Origin of the sequence: Xanthomonas hortorum, assembly GCF_011305375.1 — a bacterium.
GTDB lineage: Bacteria > Pseudomonadota > Gammaproteobacteria > Xanthomonadales > Xanthomonadaceae > Xanthomonas > Xanthomonas hortorum_E.
On record NZ_VCME01000027.1, the window covers coordinates 41,788 to 63,127 of the forward strand.

A 21,340-nucleotide genomic window follows, 5' to 3' on the forward strand; every position below is an offset into this window, starting at 1 on the left:
CTCCGGTATAGGTCGCTAAACACGTGACATATATCTCGGACTTCAACGTGATGCGCCTACCGCCACTGCTTGGACGCCTGTTCTCTTTCTGGGGCCGTGGGCTGCAGCACAAGGCCAATGCGGTGGACCGGGTGATGGCGGTGATCGAGTTCGATCTGGATGGCCGCATTCTGGATGCGAACGAGAACTTCCTGTCCTTGATGGGCTATCGGCTGGACGAGGTGGTCGGCCAGCATCACCGCATGTTCGTGACTGCCAGTGATCGCGACAGCGAAAGCTATCGTCAGTTCTGGGCGGCGCTGCGGCGTGGCGACTTCAACGCCGGGCGCTTTTGCCGGTTGGACAAACACGGGCGCGAGGTGTGGATCAACGCGTCGTACAACCCGCTGCTGGATCGATCCGGCAACGCCTATCGCGTGGTGAAGTACGCCACCGACATCACGGCGCAGGTGCGCCAGACCGCCGATTTCGAAGGGCGGATCGATGCGATCGACCGGGTCATGGCGGTCATCGAGTTTTCGCTGGATGGCACCGTGCTCGAGGCCAACCAGAATTTTCTGCAGGTGATGGGTTACCGGCTCGATGAGATCCGCGGCAAGCATCACGGCATGTTCGTGGATGCGTCCACGCGCCAATCGGCGGCCTATCGCGCGTTCTGGGAAAAGCTCGGGCGCGGCGCATTCGATGCGGGGCGCTACAAGCGCGTTGGTAAGGATGGGCAGGACGTGTGGATCCAGGCGTCCTACAACCCGGTCCTCGATGAGCATGGGCGTCCATACAAGGTGGTCAAGTACGCTACCGAGGTGACCCGTCAGGTGATCGATTCGGCCGATGCGGATGGCCGCATCCAGGCCATCGACAAGGTGATGGGCGTGATCGAATTCGATCTGGAAGGGCGCGTACTGAGCGCCAACGATAATTTCCTGGCGATTTTGGGATATCCGGCCGCCGAAGCGATCGGCCAGCACCATCGCGTGTTCGTGGATGCGGTGTATGGCGCCTCCGAGGAGTACCGCAATTTCTGGGCGAAGCTCGCGCGTGGGCAGTTCGATGCGGGCCGTTATCGCCGGCTGCGCAAGGACGGCAGCGCGGTGTGGATCCAGGCCTCCTACAACCCGATCCTGGATGTCTCCGGACGGCCGTACAAGGTGGTCAAGTACGCCACCGATGTGACCGATCAAGTGCGCTCGGCCGAGCGCATGCGCGAGTTGATGCAGCAGACCATGAGCATCGCGCAGAACGTGCAGCGCGAGGCGCACCATATTTCGATCAGCAATGAGGAACTGGTGAGCCGCGCATCCTCGCAGTCCACCGCAGTGGCGCAGACCTCGACCACCATCGATCAGCTGGCGGAAACCGTGCGCATCAATTCCGAGAGCGCGGGGTCGGCGCAGCGCATGGCCGAAGAGTCGGCCAATGTTGCGCGACGCGGTGCCGAGGTCATCGCCGAGGTGGTCAAGACCACCGCCAACATTCGTTCGGCGACCGATCGCATCGGCCAGATCATCGAGGTGATCGACGGCATCGCCTTCCAGACCAACATCCTGGCGCTCAACGCGGCGGTGGAAGCGGCGCGCGCCGGCGAGCAGGGGCGTGGATTTGCCGTGGTGGCGACCGAGGTGCGTAGCCTGGCGCAGCGCTGCAGTGTGTCGGCCAAGGAGATTCGTTCCCTGATCGACAACGCGACCGATCAGGTTGGCGATGGTTCGCGCCTGGCCGAACAGGCCGGTGTGGTGATGCAGGATATGGTCGGCTCGGTACTGCGTGTGACCGCAACCGTGGAGCAGATCGCCGCCGCCAGCCAGGAGCAGGCGCAGGATATTTCGACCGCCAACACGGCGCTGCAATCCATTGGCGTGCAGGCGCGCGATCAGGCGCGGATGGTCGATGATCTGGCGCGTTCGGCGCATGTGCTCGAAGCTGATGCGGATGCCTTGTTCGCACTGGTCAACGGCGATGCCGAAGGGTCTTCTGCAAGGAAAGAGGCACACGCAGAGCCGTTCGCCAAATCGCAGGCCGCGTGACTCAGGCCACGTGACTGTGAGGGGTCTGGTGCATTCGCTGTGCGGCTTCGTTGAAGCGGTTACATGCACGCTCGTAGTTGCATCGCTGCCGCGCGTGCCAGCAGCTAGGTCTGCGCAAAACTAAAAGCGCTCGCCAGCAGATACCTCCGCGCACCACAATGACCGCCAAAAACCTAATGCTGTTCACTGAGGTTGCTGATCGAGGGCTCTTGCATCTCGGCATAGTCTCCAATCGGCTCATTCGCTAAGCCAAATAAAAAGCGGCGCTCCCAGAAAGGGAGTGCCGCTTTTTCAAGTGAACTACAGTGCGCCACAAGCGCGGCTTGCTTGTTCGAGCCAGCTGCGATCATGCGGCGCGCCGCACTACCACGCGTTGCCGCTTACTGCGGCAGATCGAACACCAGCACTTCTGCGTCGCGTGCGTCGGCCAGCACGAGTTCCGGCTCGGCGGTGATCTGCAGCGCATCGCCGGCCGACAGTGCTTGTCCGTTGACGCTCAGGCTGCCGCGCACCACCTGCACGTAACCGATGCGTCCCGGTGCCAGCGGGTGTTGCAGACGCACGTCGCCGTCGAGGATGGAGGCGTACAGGCGTGCGTCCTGGTGCAGGCGCAGCGAGCCGGCTTCGCCGTTGGGCGAGGCGATCAGACGCAGCTGATTGCGCTTGCTGTCGGTGTCGAAATGCTTTTCCTCGTAGCTGGGTTCGATGCCGTTGCGCTCGGGCATCACCCAGATCTGCAGGAAGTGCACCGGCTCGCTGGCCGAGTGATTGAACTCGCTGTGGCTGACGCCGCTGCCGGCGCTCATGCGCTGCACGTCGCCGTAGTGCAGCACCGAGCCGGTGCCCATGCTGTCCTTGTGCTCCAGCGCGCCGTCCAGGACGTAGGAAATGATCTCCATGTCGCGGTGGGCGTGGGTGCCGAAGCCTTCGCCCGGCTGCACCTTGTCTTCGTTGATCACCCGCAGCGGGCCGACGCCCATGTGGCGCGGGTCGTGGTAGCTGGCAAAGGAGAAGGTATGGCGCGAGGACAGCCAGCCATGCTCGGCGCGGCCACGGGTTTCGCTCTTGCGGACATTCAACATGCTGCTTCTCCTTGAAAGATCTCGAATGGCGCCGGGGAGTGAATCGCTGTCCCTGCGGCTTGATGCGTAGTCTCCGCCTCTGGATCGAAGACAAAAAGCGAGTAGATTTGGTCGCTATCATCGAAAATATCGAACAATGAAAATCAGCTTGGAAGCGCTGCAAATCTTGGATGCGATCGACCGTCGTGGCTCGTTTGCAACTGCTGCCAAGGTGCTGTTCAAGGTGCCGTCGACGATTTCCTACACGGTGTCCAAGCTCGAAGACGATCTGGGGGTGCAACTGTTCGAGCGGCTCGGTCCGAAGGCGACGCCGACCCAGGCCGGGCGCGAGTTGTTGCGCGAGGGGCGGCACCTATTGCGTGCTGCGCAGGAGCTGGAAGTGCGGGTGCGGCGGGTGGCGTCGGGTTGGGAATCGGACTTTGCGATCGGGCTGGATGCGATTCTGCCGGTGGCGTTGCTGCAGGCACAGATACTGGATTTCTACACGGTGGCCGATAGCACGCGCCTGCGCGTCGTGAGCGAATCGCTGTCCGGCAGCTGGGAGGCGCTACTGGATCGGCGCGTGGATCTGATCGTCGCGGCGGGCGAGGGGCCGAGTGGTGGTGGCTATGTCGCCGAGCAGATCGGTACGCTGCGTTTTGTGTTCGCGGTGGCGTCCACGCATCCGCTGGCGGGCGCCGGGATGCTAGGTGCGACCGAACTGGCCGAGCATCGTGCGATCGCTGTAGCGGATTCAGCGCGGCGTTTGCTGCCGCGCACCGTGGGCCTGTTGTCCGGGCGCGATGTGCTCACCGTGCCGGACATGCAGGCCAAGCTGCAGTTGCAGCTGGCTGGTGCCGGCTACGGCTTTCTGCCTGAGGCGTATGCGCGCGGCGCGCTGCAGGACGGCCGGCTGTGCGAGGTGCAGGTAGAAACCCACAAGCCCGACGAGACGTTCTCCCTCGCATGGCGGCCGGGCGAGGAGGGCGAGGCATTGGGCTGGTGGCGGCGCGCGCTGCGAAGCGAGGGCCTGTTCGATGGCTGGTTGCACTCGCTTGCCGAGACGTATCGTTCTGCCGCTGCCGGGCAGTCGCGTGCGTGAGGAAGGGCGGATAATGCGCGTTCGTCGTCGCGCAGGATCGTCGCATGCAGGGCTTGATCGAACAGTACGGATTGGCCCTGGTGTTCGCCAATGTGCTGGCGTTGTCGCTGGGGCTGCCGGTCCCGGCGTTGCCGACGCTGGTGTTGGTCGGTGCCGGCTACGCGCTGCGCGGCGGCAGCGATGCATGGCTAGCCGGGTTGGCGGCGTTGGGCGTTTCGGTATTGGCGAGCCTGCTCGGCGATCTGGCCTGGTATCTGGCCGGCCGCCGCTTCGGTAATCGCACCTTGCAGTCGCTGTGCCGGCTGTCGCTGTCGCGCGATACCTGCATGAAAAAGACCGAGCGGTTCTTCTCGCGCTGGGGCGTGCGGATATTGGCGGTGGCCAAGTTCGTGCCGGGCTTGTCGATGGTCTCGGTGCCGATGGCCGGCGCAATGCGGGTGCGCCCGGCGGCATTTCTGCGCTACGACGCCTTCGGTGCAGCGTTGTGGGCGTTGGTCGGTCTGGGCCTGGGAGCGTTGTTCGCCCACCAGGTGCAGGACGTACTCGCGTTTCTGTCCGAGCTTGGGTCGGGCGCGGTTGTCGTGTTGGCGGTGTTGTTGGCCTGCTACATCGGTTGGCGCTGGTGGCGACGGCATAGCCTGCTGCGTTCGCTGGTGCATGCGCGCATTGCGGTCGACGAGCTGGTGCCCTTGCTCGATGGCGAAGAGAGCCTGCGGCCTGCCGTGCTGGATATCCGCGCACCGGGGTATCGCGATCTGCAGCCGTACACGATTCCCGGCGCGGTGTTTGCCGACGAGCGGCAGCTTGCACAGATTCTGGCCACCGTGCCGCGCGATCGCAGTGTGGTGATCTATTGCGCGTGTCCGGATGAGGTGTCGGCGGCGTGGCTGGCGGGGCGAATGCGCGAGCGCGGTTATCGCGATGTGCGTCCGCTGCTGGGCGGGCTGGATGCATGGCGCGATGCCGGGCATCCGGTGACCTCGCTGCTGCCGGTGGCGGTGGTTGGTGGGCCAGATGCCGTTGGGGCGATGGCCTGAGTGCGGTTGCTTTCATTCGGACAAAAAAAAGACCAGCAAGCTGGTCGTTTTCTTCAAGATTGGTGCGCCCGGAGAGATTCGAACTCCCGACCGCCTGGTTCGTAGCCAGGTACTCTATCCAACTGAGCTACGGGCGCATTATCTTGTTTTGACTTGCACATCCGTCGCAGTGCGATCGGAGGTTTAACTAAAAAGACAGCGACGCAATGCTGTCTTTTTGTTGTTCTGATGATGGTGCGCCCGGAGAGATTCGAACTCCCGACCGCCTGGTTCGTAGCCAGGTACTCTATCCAACTGAGCTACGGGCGCGTCGTCAGGAGCGGAATTATGCGGATGCCCGGCGTACTCGTCAATCCTTTTGTGACACGCGATTGTCGGCTGCCTTGCCGATACGTCCGCGCCGGGGCGCTGCCAGCGCGACTGCAGGTGCTTTCATCCATGCGCAGTGATCGCTGCACGCGCCTAGCTGTGCGTGGTCCGATTTCGGCAGGTCAGATGTGTCGGTACACGCGCTCATACGCTGGGCGCGGCGCCGAAGTGGTCGAGCACCAGCACCTCGCTGTGACCTGGGGTGTGGCCGAGGCGGATCGCGCGCGCAACGTAGTCGATGGCCGCTTCGCAGGCGTTGAGCAGGGACAGGCCCTGGCACAGCTGCGCAGCAATGGCGGCCGACAAGCTGCAGCCGGTGCCATGCGCGTCGACCTGCAGGCGTGGATGCATGAACACGTCCTGGGTGACGCCGTCATCGAAGCGGTCGATCACCCGTGCGCCTTCGAGCAGATGTCCGCCCTTGAGCAGCACCGCATTGGCGCCGAGGTCGAGCAGGGCGGCGGTGGCGTGCTCGGCGGCGTCGGCATCGTCGATGCGGCGGCCGGTCAGCAGTTCGGCTTCGGGCGTGTTGGGGGTGATCAGGGTGGCCAGCGGCAGCAGCCGCGTACGTAGCGCGTCCAGTGCGGCGTCTTCGAGCAGGCGCGCGCCGCTGGTGGAGACCATCACCGGGTCGAGTACCACGAACGGTGGGCGATATTTTTCGAGCAGATCGGCCACGCAATGGATGACCTCGGCATTGGCGAGCATGCCGAGCTTGACCGCCTGAATGTCGAAATCGGCGAAACAGGCGTCGATCTGCGCCTGCAGAAATGCGATCGGCGGGATGTGCACGGCGGTGACCGAACGGGTGTTTTGCGCGGTCAACGCAGCGATGGCCGACAACCCATGCACGCGGTGTGCGGCAAAGGTCTTGAGATCGGCCTGGATGCCGGCACCGCCGCCGGAATCGGAGCCGGCGATGGTCAATGCGGACAGCGTGCTGGGCGTGGTCATACGTGGATTCTGCACTGCTGTCGGTTGGATGTGCGGGTCATGGCGCGCGCCAGCGACGCCATTGCAGATAGGCAACGTAGCCGGCACCGGTCAATCCGGTGAGGCCGGCTGGCAGGTAGAGCGCGTCGTAGTGCCAGCGCTGGAACAGCCAGGTACCGAGGATGCTGCCGCCGAGAAAGCCGCTGATGATCAACCCGCTCAGCGTAAGCCGGCGCAGTTGCAGCGGGCGCCCGCGCAGCAGATGCCCCAGGCCGATGCCCAGGTCGGTGAACATGCCGCTCAGATGCGTGGTCCGGACCGCTGCGCCGCTGAGGGTGGTGGCCATGGCGTTCTGCAGGCCGCAGGCGCCTGCGGCGACCAGTACGCCGCCGATATGATGCAGCTTGAACAGCGGAATCGCGGCCAGCAACAGCAGCGCTTCGAGCAGCAGTGCCGCGCCGTAGCGCTGTCCAAGCCGCAGGACATCGTCCTGGATGATCAGGCCGCTGAGCATGGCGCCTGCGCAGAAGGCGATCAGAATGCCCCAAAGAAAGCCGATCTCCGGCCCGGTGCTTTGTATCAGGGCAACGCCGAGCAGGCTGGTGGTGCCGGTGAGGTGGCTGACCACCTGATGTTCGGAGCCCAGGTAGCCGACCACGTTGACCATGCCGGCCACACCCGACAATGCCACCGCGCCAATCCAGACCCAGCGCGGCAGCAGGATTCCCATGTCGGGTCAGGGGGTGCCGTTGACGGCGATCTGCGAAAACGCGCCGGTTTGCGGGTCGTACAGCGCGCCCCAGAAGGCACTGCCGCCGTCGCACACCCGGATCGCCTCTTTGGCCGGTTTCACTGGCGGAGCGTTCGGCAGCTTGAAGGCATTGATGTAGATCAGCTGCTGGCCCTGGATCACCACGCCCACATATTGGCGGTCGAAATCGCGCGGCTCGGGGATGGTCGGCGTCAACGCATCCTGCCTGGATTCGAGCTGTTCGATCTGTTGCTGGCCAGGTGTCCAATAGCCGGTGATCTGGCCCGGATGACGCGCCGGGCTGTCGCGCGAGCAGGTGTCCAGCACCTGCTCGGCAATGCCCTGGCGCGTGATGACCCACGACTGCCCGTTCTTGATGTTGGTGGGCACGCTGGCCGGTGGCGGCGTGGTTGCGCAGCCGGCCAGTGCAATCAGTGCGAACGCCGCAGCGCCGCGCAACGCCTGCATCACAGCACCTCCGAGGCGAAGTCGGCCAGGCGCGAGCGCTCGCCGCGCCGCAGCGTGATGTGCGCACTATGCGGCCAGGCCTTGAAGCGATCCACCGCGTAGGTCAGGCCCGAGGTGGTCTCGGTGAGGTAGGGCGTGTCGATCTGTTCGACGTTGCCCAGACACACGATCTTGGTGCCGGGGCCGGCACGGGTGATCAGCGTCTTCATCTGCTTGGGAGTGAGGTTCTGTGCCTCGTCCAGAATCAGATAGCGCGACAGGAAGGTGCGCCCGCGCATGAAGTTCATCGAGCGGATCTTGATGCGGCTGGCGAGCAGATCGTTGGTTGCCGCACGCCCCCAGGCACCGCCTTCCTGATTGTGCGTGAGCACTTCCAGGTTGTCGGTCAGTGCGCCCATCCATGGGGTCATCTTTTCTTCTTCGGTGCCGGGCAAAAAGCCGATGTCTTCGCCCACGCTCACGGTGGCGCGGGTCATGATGATTTCGCGGTAACGTTGCTGATCCATCGTCTGCGCCAGGCCGGCAGCCAGCGCGAGCAGGGTTTTGCCGGTACCGGCGGTGCCGAGCAGGGTGACGAAATCGATCTCCGGATCCATCAACGCGTTGAGCGCGAAATTCTGCTCGCGGTTGCGCGCCACGATGCCCCATACCGCGTGCGGGCTGGTGCGGAAATCGTCCACCAGGCACAACGTGGCCTTGCCGCCGCCGATCCTGGCCACGCGCAGTTCCACTTCGTCCTCGCCCGGCAGATACAGGTACTGGTTGTGATGCCAGTCTTCGTCGTCGGCCAGCACGATTTCGTAATGGGTGCGGCCACGCTCGTTCCAGCTGCGCAGGTCTTCGTTGTGCTTCTGCCAGAAGTCTTCCGGCAGCTCGACAGCGCCGGTGAACAGCAGGCTGAAATCGTCCAGCGCGCGGTCGTTTTGATAGTCCTCCGCATTCAGGCCGCTGATGTAGGCCTTGATGCGCAGGTTGATGTCCTTGGACACCAGAATGACCGGCACGTCCGGGTTTTCTTCGCACAGCGCCAGCACCGATGCCAGGATCTTGTTGTCCGGAATCATCTCGCCGAAGGTGCGGCCCGGGTCGATCGGATGGATCTGGAAATACAGCCGGCCGATCGCGGCCTGGCCCTTGAGCTGGATACCCTGCGGGTGGCTGAGCAGGATGCCGGTCTTGATCTGCTCGGCGTTGGTGTTCTCCAGCAGTTCGTCCAGGAAGCGGCTGACCTGGCGCGCATTGCGGCTGACTTCGGAAGTGCCCTTCTTGGCGTTGTCGAGTTCCTCGATCACCTGCATCGGCAGGAACACATCGTGTTCCTCGAATTTGAACAGCGCGGTGGGATCGTGCATCAGCACGTTGGTGTCCAGCACGTAGATGCGCTTGCCTCGAGTCATTGGGTCTTCCAAGTGATGGAGCAGGGGCGAGCCATCACGCCTGCAGGCGCAGGGTGATGGAGGACACGGGAAACGAGGGGTGTCACTGTTTGGCGTGCGCCTTCAACGCAGCCAGCACGGCGTCGGCATGGCCGGCGACCTTGACCTTGCGCCAGGCCTGCACCACATGCCCCTCGGGCGACAGCAGAAAGGTGCTGCGCTCGATGCCGAGCACCTGCTTGCCGTACATGTTCTTTTCCTTGATCACGTCGAAGGCGCGGCACAAGGCCTCGTCGCCATCGCTGATCAGCGGAAACGTGAATCCCTGCTTGGCGCAGAAATTGTCGTGCGACTTCACCGAGTCGCGCGAGACGCCCAGGATCACTGCGCCAGCCTGTGTGAACTGCGGCAGCAGCGCGTTGAAATCCAGGCCTTCGGTGGTGCAGCCGGGCGTGCTGTCTTTCGGATAGAAGTACAGCACCACCCACTTGCCGGCATAGCCGCGCAAGCTGGTCTGGATGCCGCCGGACAGCGCCAGTGGCAGGTCGAAGGTTGCAGCGGATAATTCAAAGACAGCGTCGGTCATCGTTGCTCAGCCCAAAGTGGAGGGGCGTGCGGCTCGGTCATGCCGGGCCGACGTCCATCCCATCATAAGCAGCCACATGGAAACGTTTGGCAAGCGCGTCGAACTCCGCATTGCGCTGATTCAGCGACTCGATGGTGTGCTGTTCCAGCTTGTCCACATGCAGGAAATACGACTCTTCGTCGTCGCCATCGTCTTCGTCGCGTTCGCCAAGGAAGATGTCGATGACGCGATAGCCGTCCTGGGTCAGTTGTTCGGAAAGCTTTTGCAGCGGTTGCTGCGCCGGGTCGGCAAAGAAATATTCCCAGCGCAACGGCCCGTCGAGATTCCAGTCGGTCTCGGAGCGGATGTGATCGAACATCTGTTTCAGCGCGGATAGGGCGATGGCCATCGGGACGTCTGCCTTAAAACTTCATCGGGTCCATGATCGCGTCGAGATTGAGGTGATCACAGAATTCCAGAAAATCATCGCGCAATGCGGCGATGTGCATGTTGGCCGGCACCCCGATCGTCACCTGCGCAGAAAACATCTCCGCGCCGGTCTGCATGGCGCGATAGCGCGTGCTCTGCAGGTTCTCGATGGTGATGCCCTGGCGGTCGAAGAAATCGGCCAGCTGGAACAGGATGCCCGGCTTGTCGGCAGCGATGACTTCGACGATGTAGGGCAGCAGGTTGGACTGGGTCTGCTTGGGGCCGGTGCGATACCAGACCAGCTTGAGGCCTTCCTCGCGTTCGAGCCGGGTCAGCATCGCCTCGAGCTTGGCGACCGAATCCCAGGAGCCGGTGGCCAGTGCGGTGACCGAGACATCGCGCCCCACCGTGGCCAGGCGGGCGTCCACGAGATTGCAGCCGCTGTCGGCGATGCGGCGGGTGACGGGCAACAGGGGGGACTCCGGATGCGTCGTGTAGGCGTTGATCAGGAGGTGATTTTCGGTCGGCGAGGGCCGGGGTGTGGTGTCGGTCAAAGGGGGTTCCGGCATTGCATCAGGCTGAATGGCCGCCCGGGCAGGCGCCCTGGCGATGACCAGCATACTTGCCCGTGGTTTCGCGCCGCAAGTAACATGCAGGCGGCCACAACCCGCGTGCGCGCGGGCCTTTTCCTGTCACGTAAGAGCAGCTGAATCTTGTCCCTTTCCGGCATCATCACCGCGCTGGCGACCCCTTTCGGTCCGGATGGCGCACTCGACCTGGATGCCTGGCGGCGGCTGCTGGAGCAGCAGCTGCGTGGCGGCGTGCAGGGAATCGTGGTTGCCGGCTCCACCGGCGAAGCCGCTGCATTGAGCGACGAGGAGTACGACACGCTGTTGCGTGCTGCCGTTGCGCAGGTCGCCGGCCGGGTGCCTGTGTTGGCCGGGACCGGGCTGTCGGGCACCGCCAAGACCATTGCGCAGACACGTCGCGCCGCCGCCTTGGGCGCGCAGTACGCGCTGGTGGTGACGCCGCCGTACGTGCGTCCGACCCAGGCCGGCTTGCACGCGCACTTTCTGGCGGTTGCCGATAACGGCGGGCTGCCGGTGGTGCTGTACAACGTGCCGGGCCGCACCGGTTGCGATCTGTTGCCGGAAACGGTGGCAGCGCTGATGGAGCATCCGAATATCATCGGCATCAAGGAAGCGCGTAGCGAACCCGAGCGCATCGCCGCGCTGCTTGCGTTGCGCAGCCATACCTTTGTGGTGCTCAGTGGCGACGATGGCAGTGCCGCACATGCGATGCTGTCGGGCGCCGACGGGCTGATTTCGGTGGCGTCCAATGCATTGCCGTCGGCATATCGGCGGCTGTGCGATCTGGCCCGCGATGGTCAGCGCGACGCTGCACTCGCCTGGGACGCGCGCCTGAGCGAGTACCACAGCTTCTGCGGTATCGAATCCAATCCCATCCCGGTCAAGGCGCTGCTGCAGCGGGCCGGGATCGGGGTCGGCCTGCGTTTGCCGTTACTGCCCCTTTCTTCGGCGCACCAGCATGCTGCCGACCGCCTTGCCGCCGACGCGATTGCGTTGGAAGCGCTTTCCAGCCGCGAAATGCTCGCGGCCTGACCCAGGAGATCTATCGATGCGTCATTCCGTTTCCCCCGTCCGCGTGCTCTCGCTCGCGTTGCTGGCGACCGCCACCGTCGCCGCCACGAGCGGTTGCAGCTGGTTCCACAAGGGCGCGCGCGGCGACTACGCGCTGGCGCCGGAGGCCCGTCCGCTGGAAGTGCCGCCGGACCTGAACCTGCCTGACACCTCGGGTGCGATGAAGGTGCCGACGCTGGCATCGACCACCCAGCAGACCACCTCGGCCCCTTCGGCAAGCGCCAACAGCGGCTTTACCGTGCCGGGCGAGCGTGACGAAGTATTTGCCAAGGTGGGCGCAGCACTGGCCGATATCCCGGGCCTGACCATCGCCAGCAAGGCGCAGATGCTCGGCTCCTACGACGTGACCTACGAAGGCGCCAGCTTCCTGGTGCGCGTGGTCAAGACCGACGCGGGCAGCTATGTGTCGGCAGTGGACCCGCGCGGCATGCCGGCAACGTTGGCTGCACCGGTGTCGCTGATTGCTGCGTTGAAGGGCAAGTTGGGCGGCTGAGTCTGGTAGTTGCCAGTGTCAGATAGCGAAACGGGCGCTTTGGGCGCCCGTTTTGCGTTTCAGTACCGTGTTTTGCTGCGGTGATGCGGTTTCGCACATTCCCGACTGGATAGCGAAACGCTGTGTCAGCGCTGCAGCAGCGGCAACTTGTTCGGCTTGCCGTCCCATTCGGCGGCATCGGGCAACGGCTCCTGGCGCACGGTCAGGACGGGCCACGCCTTGGCGAGCTCGGCGTTAAGCGCGACGAAGCCTTCCTGGCCTGCTGGCACGTCGTCTTCCGGGTAGATCGCGTTGGCCGGGCATTCGGGCTCGCACAGGGTGCAGTCGATGCACTCGTCCGGGTCGATGACCAGAAAGTTCGGGCCGACATGGAAGCAATCCACCGGGCAGACCTCGACGCAGTCGGTGTATTTGCACTTGATGCAGTTTTCGGTGACAACAAAAGGCATGGTGGAATCCGGCGTTTAGCCTGCCAATTCTAAAGCAGTCGGGTGCTGGGTGTGGGGTTGGTGGGGATTTTGGGGTTCTGCGTTGGGGTTGATTCCGTCTCCCATCGGGAGAAGGTGCCCCCCAGGGGCGGATGAGGGTACGGGCGAAGCCTCGGGTTACCCACCATTCGTAGCGGCTTCGCCCCGTGCCCTCACCCCAACCCCTCTCCCGCAGGAGAGGGGCTTTGTTTCCCTGCTTGGGGGAGGGCGGCATGACGAACGTGTCGCCACGCGCCAGCTGAAGTAATCAACTACCGGCGGCTTGATCAGATCAACTCACGCTGCGTATCAAACCAACCCGCGCTGCCTGGCCAGCGCGAACAACCCTGTAGCAGCCAGATCTTCCGGATGCAGCTGGGTTTTGACACCCAAATGCGCCAGCGCCAGCGCATAGCGCTGCGCCAGGCCGGGGCTGCCGACCAAGTGGACGGTGCCTTGATTGCCGTGGTGGTCGCGCAGTTCGTGGCCGATCAGCAGGCCCGAGAGGTAGGACGGCAGTGCGGTGGCGGTGAGGCGGTCGAACAGGCCCAACGTGCGGGTGCCGAACAGATGGTGGCTGAGGCCGCCGGGTTCGCCACTGCGATCAATACCTTGCAGGAACGCGTCGCCGTCGAGTTCGGCGTGATCGTCCTGCATCAACTTGCCGAGGATGCTGTGCTGGCGCAGTACGGCGTACAGCTCGCCGGTCATGACGGTGGCGAAACCGGTCAGCTGGCCATTGGCGATCTGCGCCCATTTGCTGTGCGTGCCGGGCAGGCAGGCGACGTGTTCGCCGTCGCCGAGTGCGGCGATCAGGCCGACCAGTTGGGTTTCTTCGCCACGCATGACATCGGGCACGCGATGCCGTGCGCCGGTGCCTACATCGGGCACACCGTGCTGTTCGTCGGTGTTCGCATCGGGCACGCTATGTCGTTCGCTGGCGCTTGCATCGAGCACGCCGCGTTGTTCGCCCGTGCTCACGCCGGGCACGAACCACAGGGTGCGTCCGGGCAGCAGGTCGTCGTAGCTGCGCATTGCCTGCGCAAGCGCGGCGGTGTCGGCAGGGCAGGGTAGATAGGACTGTTCAACCCAGCCGTTGCGGCTGCCGATCATGCCCGAGAGCAGAATCTGGCCGTCCCAGCCTTCGATCAGCGCGCTCAACACTTCGGCAAAGCGGCCCTGGCAGGCCAGGATGCCGTCGCTGCCGCGGCGTTGCTCCAGCACGCTGCCGTTGGCATCGAGCAGATACCCGCGCAGGCTGCTGGTGCCCCAGTCGATGGCGATCATGCGCTGGCCACCCGGCTCTCGGGCAGGCCGTTGATGGGCAGGTCGCAGAGGTACAGGCCGCCGGCTTCGGGGGTGCGGGCAAGTTCTTCGGCGCTATGGTCCAGGCGTGAGCTGATCACATGCAGGCGATCCAGCGCGGCGCCGCCGAAGGCGCTGCAGGTGGGGTGCTTGACTGGCAATTGCACGCTGCGCTCGACGCTGCCGTCGGGGCGGTAGCGCACCACGCGCCAGGCGCGCCACTGCGCATTCCACAAGTGGCCTTCGCTGTCGATGATAGAGCCATCCGGCTCGGCATCGTCGCGATCCAGTGTGGCGAACACGCGCGTGTTGCCGGTCTGCGCGCTGTCGGCGTCGTAGTCGCAGCACAGGATCTGCGGGCGCACCGAGTCGCAGTAGTACAGGGTGCGGCCATCGGGGCTGAAGCAGATCGAGTTGGGGATCGACACGCCCGGCAGCGGCAAGGCGCGCAGACCGTGGCGCAGCGAGAACTGATACATCGCGCCGCGCGCAGCCTTGTCGTCATGTTCGTCCATGGTGCCGAACACGAAGTTGCCGTTGCGATCGGCGCGGCCATCGTTGCTGCGCGTGAGCGGGTTGTCGGCTTCGACATCGGCGAGCTTTTCCAGCGGCAGCGCATCGCCCTCTCCGTCGGAGTCGTCCGGGTCGGCGATGCAGATCGATTTGGCCAGCGCGATCAGCACGCGGCCGTCGTCCATCAAGCCGATACACCCGGGGCGATCGGGCAGCACCCAGTAGCGCGTATGCGCGCTTTGCGGGTGATGGCGCCACAGGCGTTTTTCGCTGATGTCGACCCAGTACAGCGCCTCATGCTGCTCGCACCACAGCACGCCTTCGCCATGCGTGCAGCGGCTGTCGACTGCCAACACGGCGGTGTGTTCGATCGTGCTCACCATTCGGCGATACTGCCATCGCTGTGACGCCACACCGGGTTGCGCCAATCGGGCGGATTTTCGTTTGCGCGCTTGAGCATCTCTTCGTTGATCTCCACACCGAGCCCGGGCTTGGGCAGGGCGGCGATACTGCCATCCACACACTGAAAATCGTCTTTATTGATGACGTAATCGAGCAGGTCGGCGCCTTCGTTGTAATGGATGCCGATGCTCTGTTCCTGCAGCACCGCGTTGTGCGAAACGAAGTCCACATGCAGACACGCAGCCAGCGCGATCGGGCCGAGCGGGCAGTGCGGGGCGAAGCCGACATCGTAGGCTTCGGCCATCGCGGCGATCTTGACGCACTCGGTGATGCCGCCGGCATGCGAGAGATCCGGCTGCACCATGCCGATGCCGCCGGCGCACAGCACGTTCTTGAATTCGAAGCGCGAGAACATGCGCTCGCCGGCAGCCAGCGGGATCGAGGTGCTTGCGGCCAGGCGCGGGTAATACTCGGCCTGTTCGGCCAGTACCGGTTCTTCCACGAACAACGGCTTGAACGGTTCGAGCTCGCGCAGCAGCGCCTTGGCCATCGGCGCGCCGACGCGGCCGTGGAAGTCGATGCCGAAGTCGATGGTGTTGCCGAAGGCTTCGCGGATTTCGGCGACCTTGACCACGGCGGCATCGACGGCGCGCGCGCTGTCGATCAGCTTCATTTCTTCGGTGCCGTTGAACTTGAAGGTGTCAAAGCCCAGCGCGCGGTAGTCGGTGATCTGCTGGATGATGGCGCCGGGGCGGTCGCCGCCGACCCAGCGATAAGTCTTCATGCGGTCGCGCACCAGCCCGCCCAGCAGCTCGTACACCGGCACGCCCAGCGCCTTGCCCTTGATGTCCCACAAGGCCTGGTCGATACCGGCGATGGCGCTCATCAGGATGGCGCCGCCGCGATAGAAACCGGCGCGGTACATGGTCTGCCACAGGTCGTTGATGCGCGCCGGATCCTTGCCGACGACGTAGCCGGCCAGTTCGTGCACGGCCGCTTCCACCGAGCGTGCGCGGCCTTCGATGACCGGCTCGCCCCAGCCGGTGATGCCCTCGTCGGTCTCGACCTTGAGGAACAGCCAGCGCGGGGCGGCGTGGTAGGTGGTGAGGCGGGTGATCTTCATCCTTGCAGTTCCTGGTAGGCCTGCACGAAGGCGCGTGCATGCGTCTGGGTCGTTTCGAGCGATTGCGCGGGTTTGTACAGTTCGCCGCCGATGCCGGCGCCGGCGGCGCCCTGGGCAAGGAAGCCGGCCAGGGTCTGCGGGCTGACGCCGCCGACCACGTAGACCGGAATGTGCTTGGGCAGCACCGAGCGCAGCGCGCGCACGTGTGCGGCGCCATACGTCGCGGCCGGGAACAGCTTGAGGATGGTGGCGCCGGCGTCGATGGCGTCGAACGCCTCGCTGGCGGTGGCGAAGCCTGCCACCACGGTGAGCCCGCGCGATACCGCGTGGCGGATCAGCGACGGACGCGTATTCGGGGTGACGATGAAGCGCGCACCGATCTCGGCCAGGGTGTCGACGTCTTCGTTGCGCAGCACGGTGCCGGCGCCGATCCAGGCGCGCTCGCCGTAGGTCTGCTGGGCCAGCGCGATGCTCTCGGCCCAGCGCGGCGAATTGAGCGGGATTTCGATCGCGTCGAAACCGGCATCGATCAGCGCGCCGACATGGTCGAGCGTTTCTTCCGGCGTGATGCCACGCAGGATGGCGATCAGCGGCAGGGCGAACAGGCTGGCAGTGGTGTCTGAGGTCATCGGGTTACTCGCGATAGAGCGGAAAGCGGCCGTCGGCGACCAGATGGCCGGCAACGTCGGGGGAGCTTGCGCAACTGCGCGCTGCAACGTGGTCTGCAGGCGCACGGTGAAAGATCAGGAACATGGGGGCGGGCAGGGCGCCGCGACGCAATGACGGGCCGATTGCAGCAATTGCGTGCGCACTCCAACAGCCTGCAATGGGCTGGCAAGATGCCGTCATCGTCGTCCACCTCCGCAGTCATGGCATGCGTGTTGCCACCTTGTGGAAGATGGGTCACGTCTGTTCTGGCCGCGCCCGGGAGGTCGGGGCTCCTGCTGCGGCGTTCGATAGCCTCGCGCGGGGAGATATGTGCTGCAAATGAAATTTTCGGCATATTCTATTCCTCCTACGAATACACCTTCGCGGCGACCTCCATGGCAAATTCCGGTACTCCCTGGTTCAACGCAGCCCGGCTGAAGACGCGCCAGCTCTTGCTGCTGCTGCATTTGCACGAACAGCGCTCGGTCCTGCGTGCGGCCGAGGCTGCAAGCATGACCCAGCCGGCGGCCTCCAAGCTGCTGGCAGAAATGGAGGACATGCTGGGGGTGAAGTTGTTCGAGCGGCATGCGCGCGGGGTCGAGCCGACCTGGTACGGCCACGTGCTGATCCGGCGTGCGCGTGCGGCGATGTCGGAAATCGGCCGGGCGCAGGAAGAGATCGCCGCACTGCGCGCCGGGCGCATGGGCCAGGCCTCGATCGGTACCGTGGTCAATCCGGGCACCAACCTGGTGCCGCAGGCGATCGCCGAGGTCAAACGCGAGTTCCCGGACATCCTGGTGCGGGTGGAAATGGACTACAGCCGCCCGCTGGTGGCCAAGTTGCTGGATGGCCAGCTGGATATCGTGATCGGCCGCATCCTGGGGCCGGAGGGCGTGGGCGAGCTGGAATTCGAGCCGCTGGCCGACGAGCCGCATTCGGTGATCGCGCGTGCCGGCCATCCCTTGGCCAGCCGCGCCGGTCTGCAGCATGCCGATCTGGTGCGCTATGGCTGGATCCTGCCGCCGGCCGACAGCGTGCTGCGCGCGCGGCTGGATTCGATGTTCATGGAGCACGGCGTGCAGACGCCGACCAACGCGATCGAGACCTCGTCCCTGCCGGTCACCTCGACCCTGCTACGCGGCACCGACATGCTGACCGCCTTGCCGGTGGAATCGGTGGCACCGCTGATCCAGGCCAAGCTGCTGACCGTGCTGCCGATCGAACTGGGGGTGCGGATGGAGTCGTTCGGCATCATCCGGCGGCGCGATTACATCCTGCCGCCGGGTGCCGAGCGTATTTTGCAGGCGTTGCGTACCACTGCCCGACGTTTGTATCCGGGGCTGCGCGGGCCGGAATCCCTTGGCTAACCGAGCTCTTCCATATGTATTCCGCCAGGGAATACTAGTCTGTGAATTTTTCATTGGCTGACGGTGGTGGGGGCGCCTATATCTGTGCACTAGATCCCATGCTGAAGCGTACGTGAAGTCGGGCAGGTGATCGGCGGCATCGCCGCCATGTAGTTGGAGGAGTCGGGCATTCGCGTCCGGTTCCCACATGATCACGCGGGCCACTCACGGTGCCGCGACAACCAGTCTTCAGTCGTCTAGCGTCCTGGGAGGGATTCGGATGTACAGCTTTTCAAGCCATGCCTCGGCAGGGACGGGCGCGCGTGCGCGTCGTACCCCGCGTTTTCGTCATTCGGCCATGGCCGTCAGCATCGGGCTGCTGCTTGCCGCACCGGTCTACGCCCAGCAGGCGCAATCGTCCCAGAGCGCTCCAGTTACCAATGCCGGCGGCAACGCCGTGGATCTGGACGCGGTGGAGGTGCGCGGCGTGCGCGCCAGCCTGATCAAGTCGCAGGTCATCAAGCGCGATGCCACCCAGATCGTGGATTCGGTCAGCGCCGAAGACATCGGCGCCTTGCCCGACCGCAGCGTCACCGAAACCCTGCAACGCGTCAGCGGCGTGACCATCGACCACTTTGCCGCGCGCAGCGACCCCGACCATTTTTCGGCCGAAGGCAGTGGCGTGATGATCCGCGGCCTGACCCAGGTGCGCGGCGAACTCAACGGACGCGACATCTTCAGTGCCGCCAGCGGTCGCGGACTGAGCTTCGAAGACGTGCCGGCCGAACTGATGGCCGGTGTGGACGTCTACAAGAATCCCTCGGCGGAAATCATCGAGGGCGGCCTGGGCGGCACGGTCAACCTGCGCACGCGCATGCCGTTCGACAACCCGGGCCGGATCGTCGGCGGCAATGTCGATTACAACTACGGCGACATGAGCAAGAAGTACAAGCCGTCGGCCTCGTTCCTGTTCAGCGATCGCTGGAACACCGGCATCGGCGAAATGGGCTTCATGATCGACGTCGCGCACTCGGAGCTGGCCACACGCTCGGACGGTATCCAGGTGGAGCCGTACGTGCGGCGTACCGACGATGCGGTGCTGGCCGGCAGCGGGCGCAGCGAGGTGTTCGTGCCGGGCGGGGTGAACTGGCGTCAGCTGGACTTCGAGCGCAAGCGCGACGGGATCGCGGCGGCGTTCCAGTGGAAGCCCAGCGATGCCACCGAGATCTATGCGCAGTTCCTGCGTTCGCGCTACGAGATGAACTGGCAGGAGCGTGCGGCGTTCTTCAACGACAGCAACAACAGCATCACCCCCGCGCCGGGGACGACTTTCGACTACGACGATCGCGGCGCCTTCCTGCGCGGCTCGCCGGTGTCCAGCTCGTGGCGCGGCGCACTCACCGGCGATGGCGTGCGCTTCAATACCGACAACCGCTATTCCGAACAGCGCACCACCACCACCGACATGTCGGTGGGCTTCAGCCATTTTTTCAACGACAACCTGCAGATCAAGGGCGACATGCAACTGGTGGAGTCGGAGAACGAACAGCTGGATTTCACCGTGTTCAGTGCGACCTATCTGCCGGGCCTGTCGTATGACGTTTCGGGCAAATATCCCAGCGTTCAGATCGCCAACCCGGCCTTTACCCAGGATCCGTCCAATTATTTCTGGGCGGCGGCGATGGATCACCTGGGCAAGAATCGTGGACGGCAGCTGTCCACCCGCGTGGATCTGGAATACACCTTCGATGACAGTAGCTGGTTGCGCTTTGCGCGCTTCGGAATGCGTGCTACCGACCGTAACCAGATCAACCAGAACTCCGGCTATAACTGGGGCGTGATCTCGGACAACTGGGCCGCCGTGCCGGGGACCAGCAACGGCTTGGCCAGCATGTCCGACTTCATGACAGACCAGTCGTCGCTGTTCACCTTCTCCAACTTCTTCCGTGGCGGGGTGAATGTGCCGACCACCTTGGTCGTGCCCAACAGCAGTCTGGTCAACAATTACGGCTCCGCCTCGCAGATGATCCAGCAGATCGTGGCGTTGCGCGGCTCTGGCTGGGCGCCGGACCGGTACCAGCCGCAGGACACCAATCGCCAGTTCGAACGTACGCAGGCCGCGTATGCGGCGCTGCACTTCGGCAACGACGAGGCCTGGGGCGTTCCGGTGGACGGCAACATCGGCATCCGCGTGGTGCAGACCAAGGCACAGGCCGAAGGCTTCGGCCAGTTCCAGAATCTGGCCGGTCTCAATGTGTCGCCGGAACTGCAGGCGCGCTACACCGGGCAGTACTTCGAGAACAACTCGCAGGGTAGCTACACCAATGTGTTGCCCAGCCTGAACCTGCGCCTGCGCTTCACCGATACCTTGCAGTGGCGATTTGCCGCGTCCAAGGCGATGGCGCGCCCTGACTACACTCAGCTGCAGCCATACGTGTTGCTCAATGTGGAGACCAACGACGCCGGCCAGGCCACCGACTTCGTCGGCACCGCCGGCAACCCGAACCTCAAGCCGATGGTGGCCAACCAGTTCGACACCGCGCTGGAGTGGTACTTCGACACCAGCGACATGCTCTACGCCACGCTGTTCTACAAGAAGGTCAAGGATTACTTCGCCACCCAGACCCGCAGCGAGATCTACGACAACCGCGCATGGTTGGTCACGCGCCCCTACAACATGGACGAGGGCACCATTCGCGGCGCCGAGCTGGGCTACACCCAGTTCTTCGATCAGTTGCCGGGCTGGCTCAGCGGGTTCGGCGTCAATGCCAACTTCACGTTCGTCGACAGCAAGGGCGGTGCCAACACCGCGACCGATCCGTACCTGAGAACGACCGTAAGCGGCGTTGAATTGCCGTTGGAGGGATTGTCGCGACGCAGCTACAACCTGGCTGGCATTTACGAGAAGGGGCCGCTGTCGCTGCGCCTGGCCTACAACTGGCGCTCGCGCTATCTGCTGACCACCAGTGATACGTCTACCAAGCTGCCGACCTGGGCCGACGACTATGGCCAGCTGGACGGCTCGTTCTTCTATCGCTTCAACGCGCACCTGCAGTTGGGCGTGCAGGCCAACAACCTGACCAATACGGTGACCAAGGTCTTGATGGGGCCGACCTCCTATGCGGACGGCGCAGTGGACCCGCGGTTGTATACGCGCTCCTCGTTCGTCAACGACCGGCGCTACTCGCTGGTGCTGCGCATGAACTGGTAAGCGAGGTCGGTCACGGATTCGGTCTGCGCAGGTTCGCAGAGTTGAGCCCGTTTCGG

Annotated in this window: 20 protein-coding genes and 2 tRNA genes; 7 read left to right on the forward strand and 15 right to left on the reverse strand. The window is 64.3% G+C overall.

The features are described 5' to 3' along the window. The first annotated feature begins 77 nt into the window (after positions 1 to 77). Positions 78 to 2,024, forward strand: coding sequence for a methyl-accepting chemotaxis protein (locus FFY45_RS19990; protein ID WP_176341815.1), 1,947 nt, complete (start codon positions 78 to 80; stop codon positions 2,022 to 2,024). Between the two features lie 380 nt (positions 2,025 to 2,404). On the opposite strand, the gene FFY45_RS19995 is transcribed toward FFY45_RS19990, so the two are convergent. Then, positions 2,405 to 3,106: a pirin family protein gene (locus FFY45_RS19995; RefSeq protein ID WP_023903757.1), complete on the reverse strand. Its 702-nt coding sequence runs from the start codon at positions 3,104 to 3,106 to the stop codon at positions 2,405 to 2,407. A 136-nt stretch (positions 3,107 to 3,242) separates the two neighbouring features. On the opposite strand from FFY45_RS19995, the gene FFY45_RS20000 reads away from it, so the two are divergent. Beyond that, positions 3,243 to 4,187, forward strand: a complete 945-nt coding sequence (locus FFY45_RS20000) for a LysR family transcriptional regulator (protein WP_176341766.1) — start codon at positions 3,243 to 3,245, stop codon at positions 4,185 to 4,187. Between the two features lie 44 nt (positions 4,188 to 4,231). Further along, complete coding sequence (locus FFY45_RS20005) at positions 4,232 to 5,224, forward strand: DedA family protein/thiosulfate sulfurtransferase GlpE (protein WP_176341767.1); 993 nt, start codon at positions 4,232 to 4,234, stop codon at positions 5,222 to 5,224. Positions 5,225 to 5,284: 60 nt separating this feature from the next. On the opposite strand, the gene FFY45_RS20010 is transcribed toward FFY45_RS20005, so the two are convergent. The 9 genes from FFY45_RS20010 to FFY45_RS20050 form a co-directional block, all read right to left on the reverse strand. Further along, positions 5,285 to 5,361 (reverse strand) — tRNA-Arg (locus tag FFY45_RS20010). Positions 5,362 to 5,456: 95 nt separating this feature from the next. Continuing rightward, a tRNA-Arg gene (locus FFY45_RS20015) sits at positions 5,457 to 5,533 on the reverse strand. A 204-nt stretch (positions 5,534 to 5,737) separates the two neighbouring features. Continuing rightward, positions 5,738 to 6,547, reverse strand: coding sequence for a bifunctional hydroxymethylpyrimidine kinase/phosphomethylpyrimidine kinase (gene thiD, locus FFY45_RS20020; RefSeq protein ID WP_162498268.1), 810 nt, complete (start codon positions 6,545 to 6,547; stop codon positions 5,738 to 5,740). A gap of 37 nt (positions 6,548 to 6,584) precedes the next feature. Further along, positions 6,585 to 7,256: a YoaK family protein gene (locus FFY45_RS20025; RefSeq protein WP_176341768.1), complete on the reverse strand. Its 672-nt coding sequence runs from the start codon at positions 7,254 to 7,256 to the stop codon at positions 6,585 to 6,587. 6 nt (positions 7,257 to 7,262) lie between these two features. Then, positions 7,263 to 7,745: a hypothetical protein gene (locus tag FFY45_RS20030; RefSeq protein WP_176341769.1), complete on the reverse strand. Its 483-nt coding sequence runs from the start codon at positions 7,743 to 7,745 to the stop codon at positions 7,263 to 7,265. Beyond that, on the reverse strand, positions 7,745 to 9,142 hold the full coding sequence (locus FFY45_RS20035; RefSeq protein WP_006453286.1) for a PhoH family protein: 1,398 nt from the start codon (positions 9,140 to 9,142) through the stop codon (positions 7,745 to 7,747). The genes FFY45_RS20030 and FFY45_RS20035 overlap by 1 nt, the downstream gene beginning before the upstream one ends. A gap of 82 nt (positions 9,143 to 9,224) precedes the next feature. Continuing rightward, positions 9,225 to 9,707, reverse strand: a complete 483-nt coding sequence (locus FFY45_RS20040) for a peroxiredoxin (RefSeq protein WP_176341770.1) — start codon at positions 9,705 to 9,707, stop codon at positions 9,225 to 9,227. A 37-nt stretch (positions 9,708 to 9,744) separates the two neighbouring features. Further along, a complete protein-coding gene (locus tag FFY45_RS20045; protein ID WP_104551037.1) occupies positions 9,745 to 10,095 on the reverse strand; it encodes a ribonuclease E inhibitor RraB in 351 nt (116 codons plus the stop codon). A 13-nt stretch (positions 10,096 to 10,108) separates the two neighbouring features. Then, a complete protein-coding gene (locus tag FFY45_RS20050) occupies positions 10,109 to 10,735 on the reverse strand; it encodes a glycine cleavage system transcriptional repressor (RefSeq protein WP_023903766.1) in 627 nt (208 codons plus the stop codon). Between the two features lie 93 nt (positions 10,736 to 10,828). On the opposite strand from FFY45_RS20050, the gene dapA reads away from it, so the two are divergent. Next, the gene (dapA, locus tag FFY45_RS20055; protein WP_176341771.1) at positions 10,829 to 11,737 is read left to right on the forward strand and encodes a 4-hydroxy-tetrahydrodipicolinate synthase; all 909 of its coding nucleotides are present in this window, start codon (positions 10,829 to 10,831) and stop codon (positions 11,735 to 11,737) included. A gap of 16 nt (positions 11,738 to 11,753) precedes the next feature. Beyond that, complete coding sequence (locus FFY45_RS20060) at positions 11,754 to 12,269, forward strand: hypothetical protein (RefSeq protein ID WP_023903768.1); 516 nt, start codon at positions 11,754 to 11,756, stop codon at positions 12,267 to 12,269. Positions 12,270 to 12,394: 125 nt separating this feature from the next. Here FFY45_RS20060 and fdxA read toward each other — a convergent pair whose 3' ends face one another. The 5 genes from fdxA to FFY45_RS20085 form a co-directional block, all read right to left on the reverse strand. Further along, entirely contained in the window at positions 12,395 to 12,718 is a 324-nt protein-coding gene (gene fdxA, locus FFY45_RS20065; protein WP_006453280.1) for a ferredoxin FdxA, read from the reverse strand. Between the two features lie 327 nt (positions 12,719 to 13,045). Then, positions 13,046 to 14,023: a 2-dehydro-3-deoxygalactonokinase gene (locus tag FFY45_RS20070; protein WP_176341772.1), complete on the reverse strand. Its 978-nt coding sequence runs from the start codon at positions 14,021 to 14,023 to the stop codon at positions 13,046 to 13,048. Beyond that, on the reverse strand, positions 14,020 to 14,937 hold the full coding sequence (locus FFY45_RS20075) for an SMP-30/gluconolactonase/LRE family protein (protein WP_176341773.1): 918 nt from the start codon (positions 14,935 to 14,937) through the stop codon (positions 14,020 to 14,022). The genes FFY45_RS20070 and FFY45_RS20075 overlap by 4 nt, the downstream gene beginning before the upstream one ends. Next, positions 14,931 to 16,079, reverse strand: a complete 1,149-nt coding sequence (gene dgoD, locus FFY45_RS20080; RefSeq protein WP_023903771.1) for a galactonate dehydratase — start codon at positions 16,077 to 16,079, stop codon at positions 14,931 to 14,933. The genes FFY45_RS20075 and dgoD overlap by 7 nt, the downstream gene beginning before the upstream one ends. Next, positions 16,076 to 16,708: a 2-dehydro-3-deoxy-6-phosphogalactonate aldolase gene (locus tag FFY45_RS20085; RefSeq protein ID WP_115038736.1), complete on the reverse strand. Its 633-nt coding sequence runs from the start codon at positions 16,706 to 16,708 to the stop codon at positions 16,076 to 16,078. Before FFY45_RS20085 ends, dgoD begins: the two co-directional genes overlap by 4 nt. A gap of 414 nt (positions 16,709 to 17,122) precedes the next feature. Here FFY45_RS20085 and FFY45_RS20090 point away from each other — a divergent pair, with 414 nt between their 5' ends. Both FFY45_RS20090 and FFY45_RS20095 read left to right on the forward strand, forming a co-directional pair. After that, positions 17,123 to 18,094: a LysR family transcriptional regulator gene (locus FFY45_RS20090; protein ID WP_055828565.1), complete on the forward strand. Its 972-nt coding sequence runs from the start codon at positions 17,123 to 17,125 to the stop codon at positions 18,092 to 18,094. A 259-nt stretch (positions 18,095 to 18,353) separates the two neighbouring features. Further along, complete coding sequence (locus FFY45_RS20095; protein ID WP_176341774.1) at positions 18,354 to 21,284, forward strand: TonB-dependent receptor; 2,931 nt, start codon at positions 18,354 to 18,356, stop codon at positions 21,282 to 21,284. Positions 21,285 to 21,340: the final 56 nt, after the last annotated feature.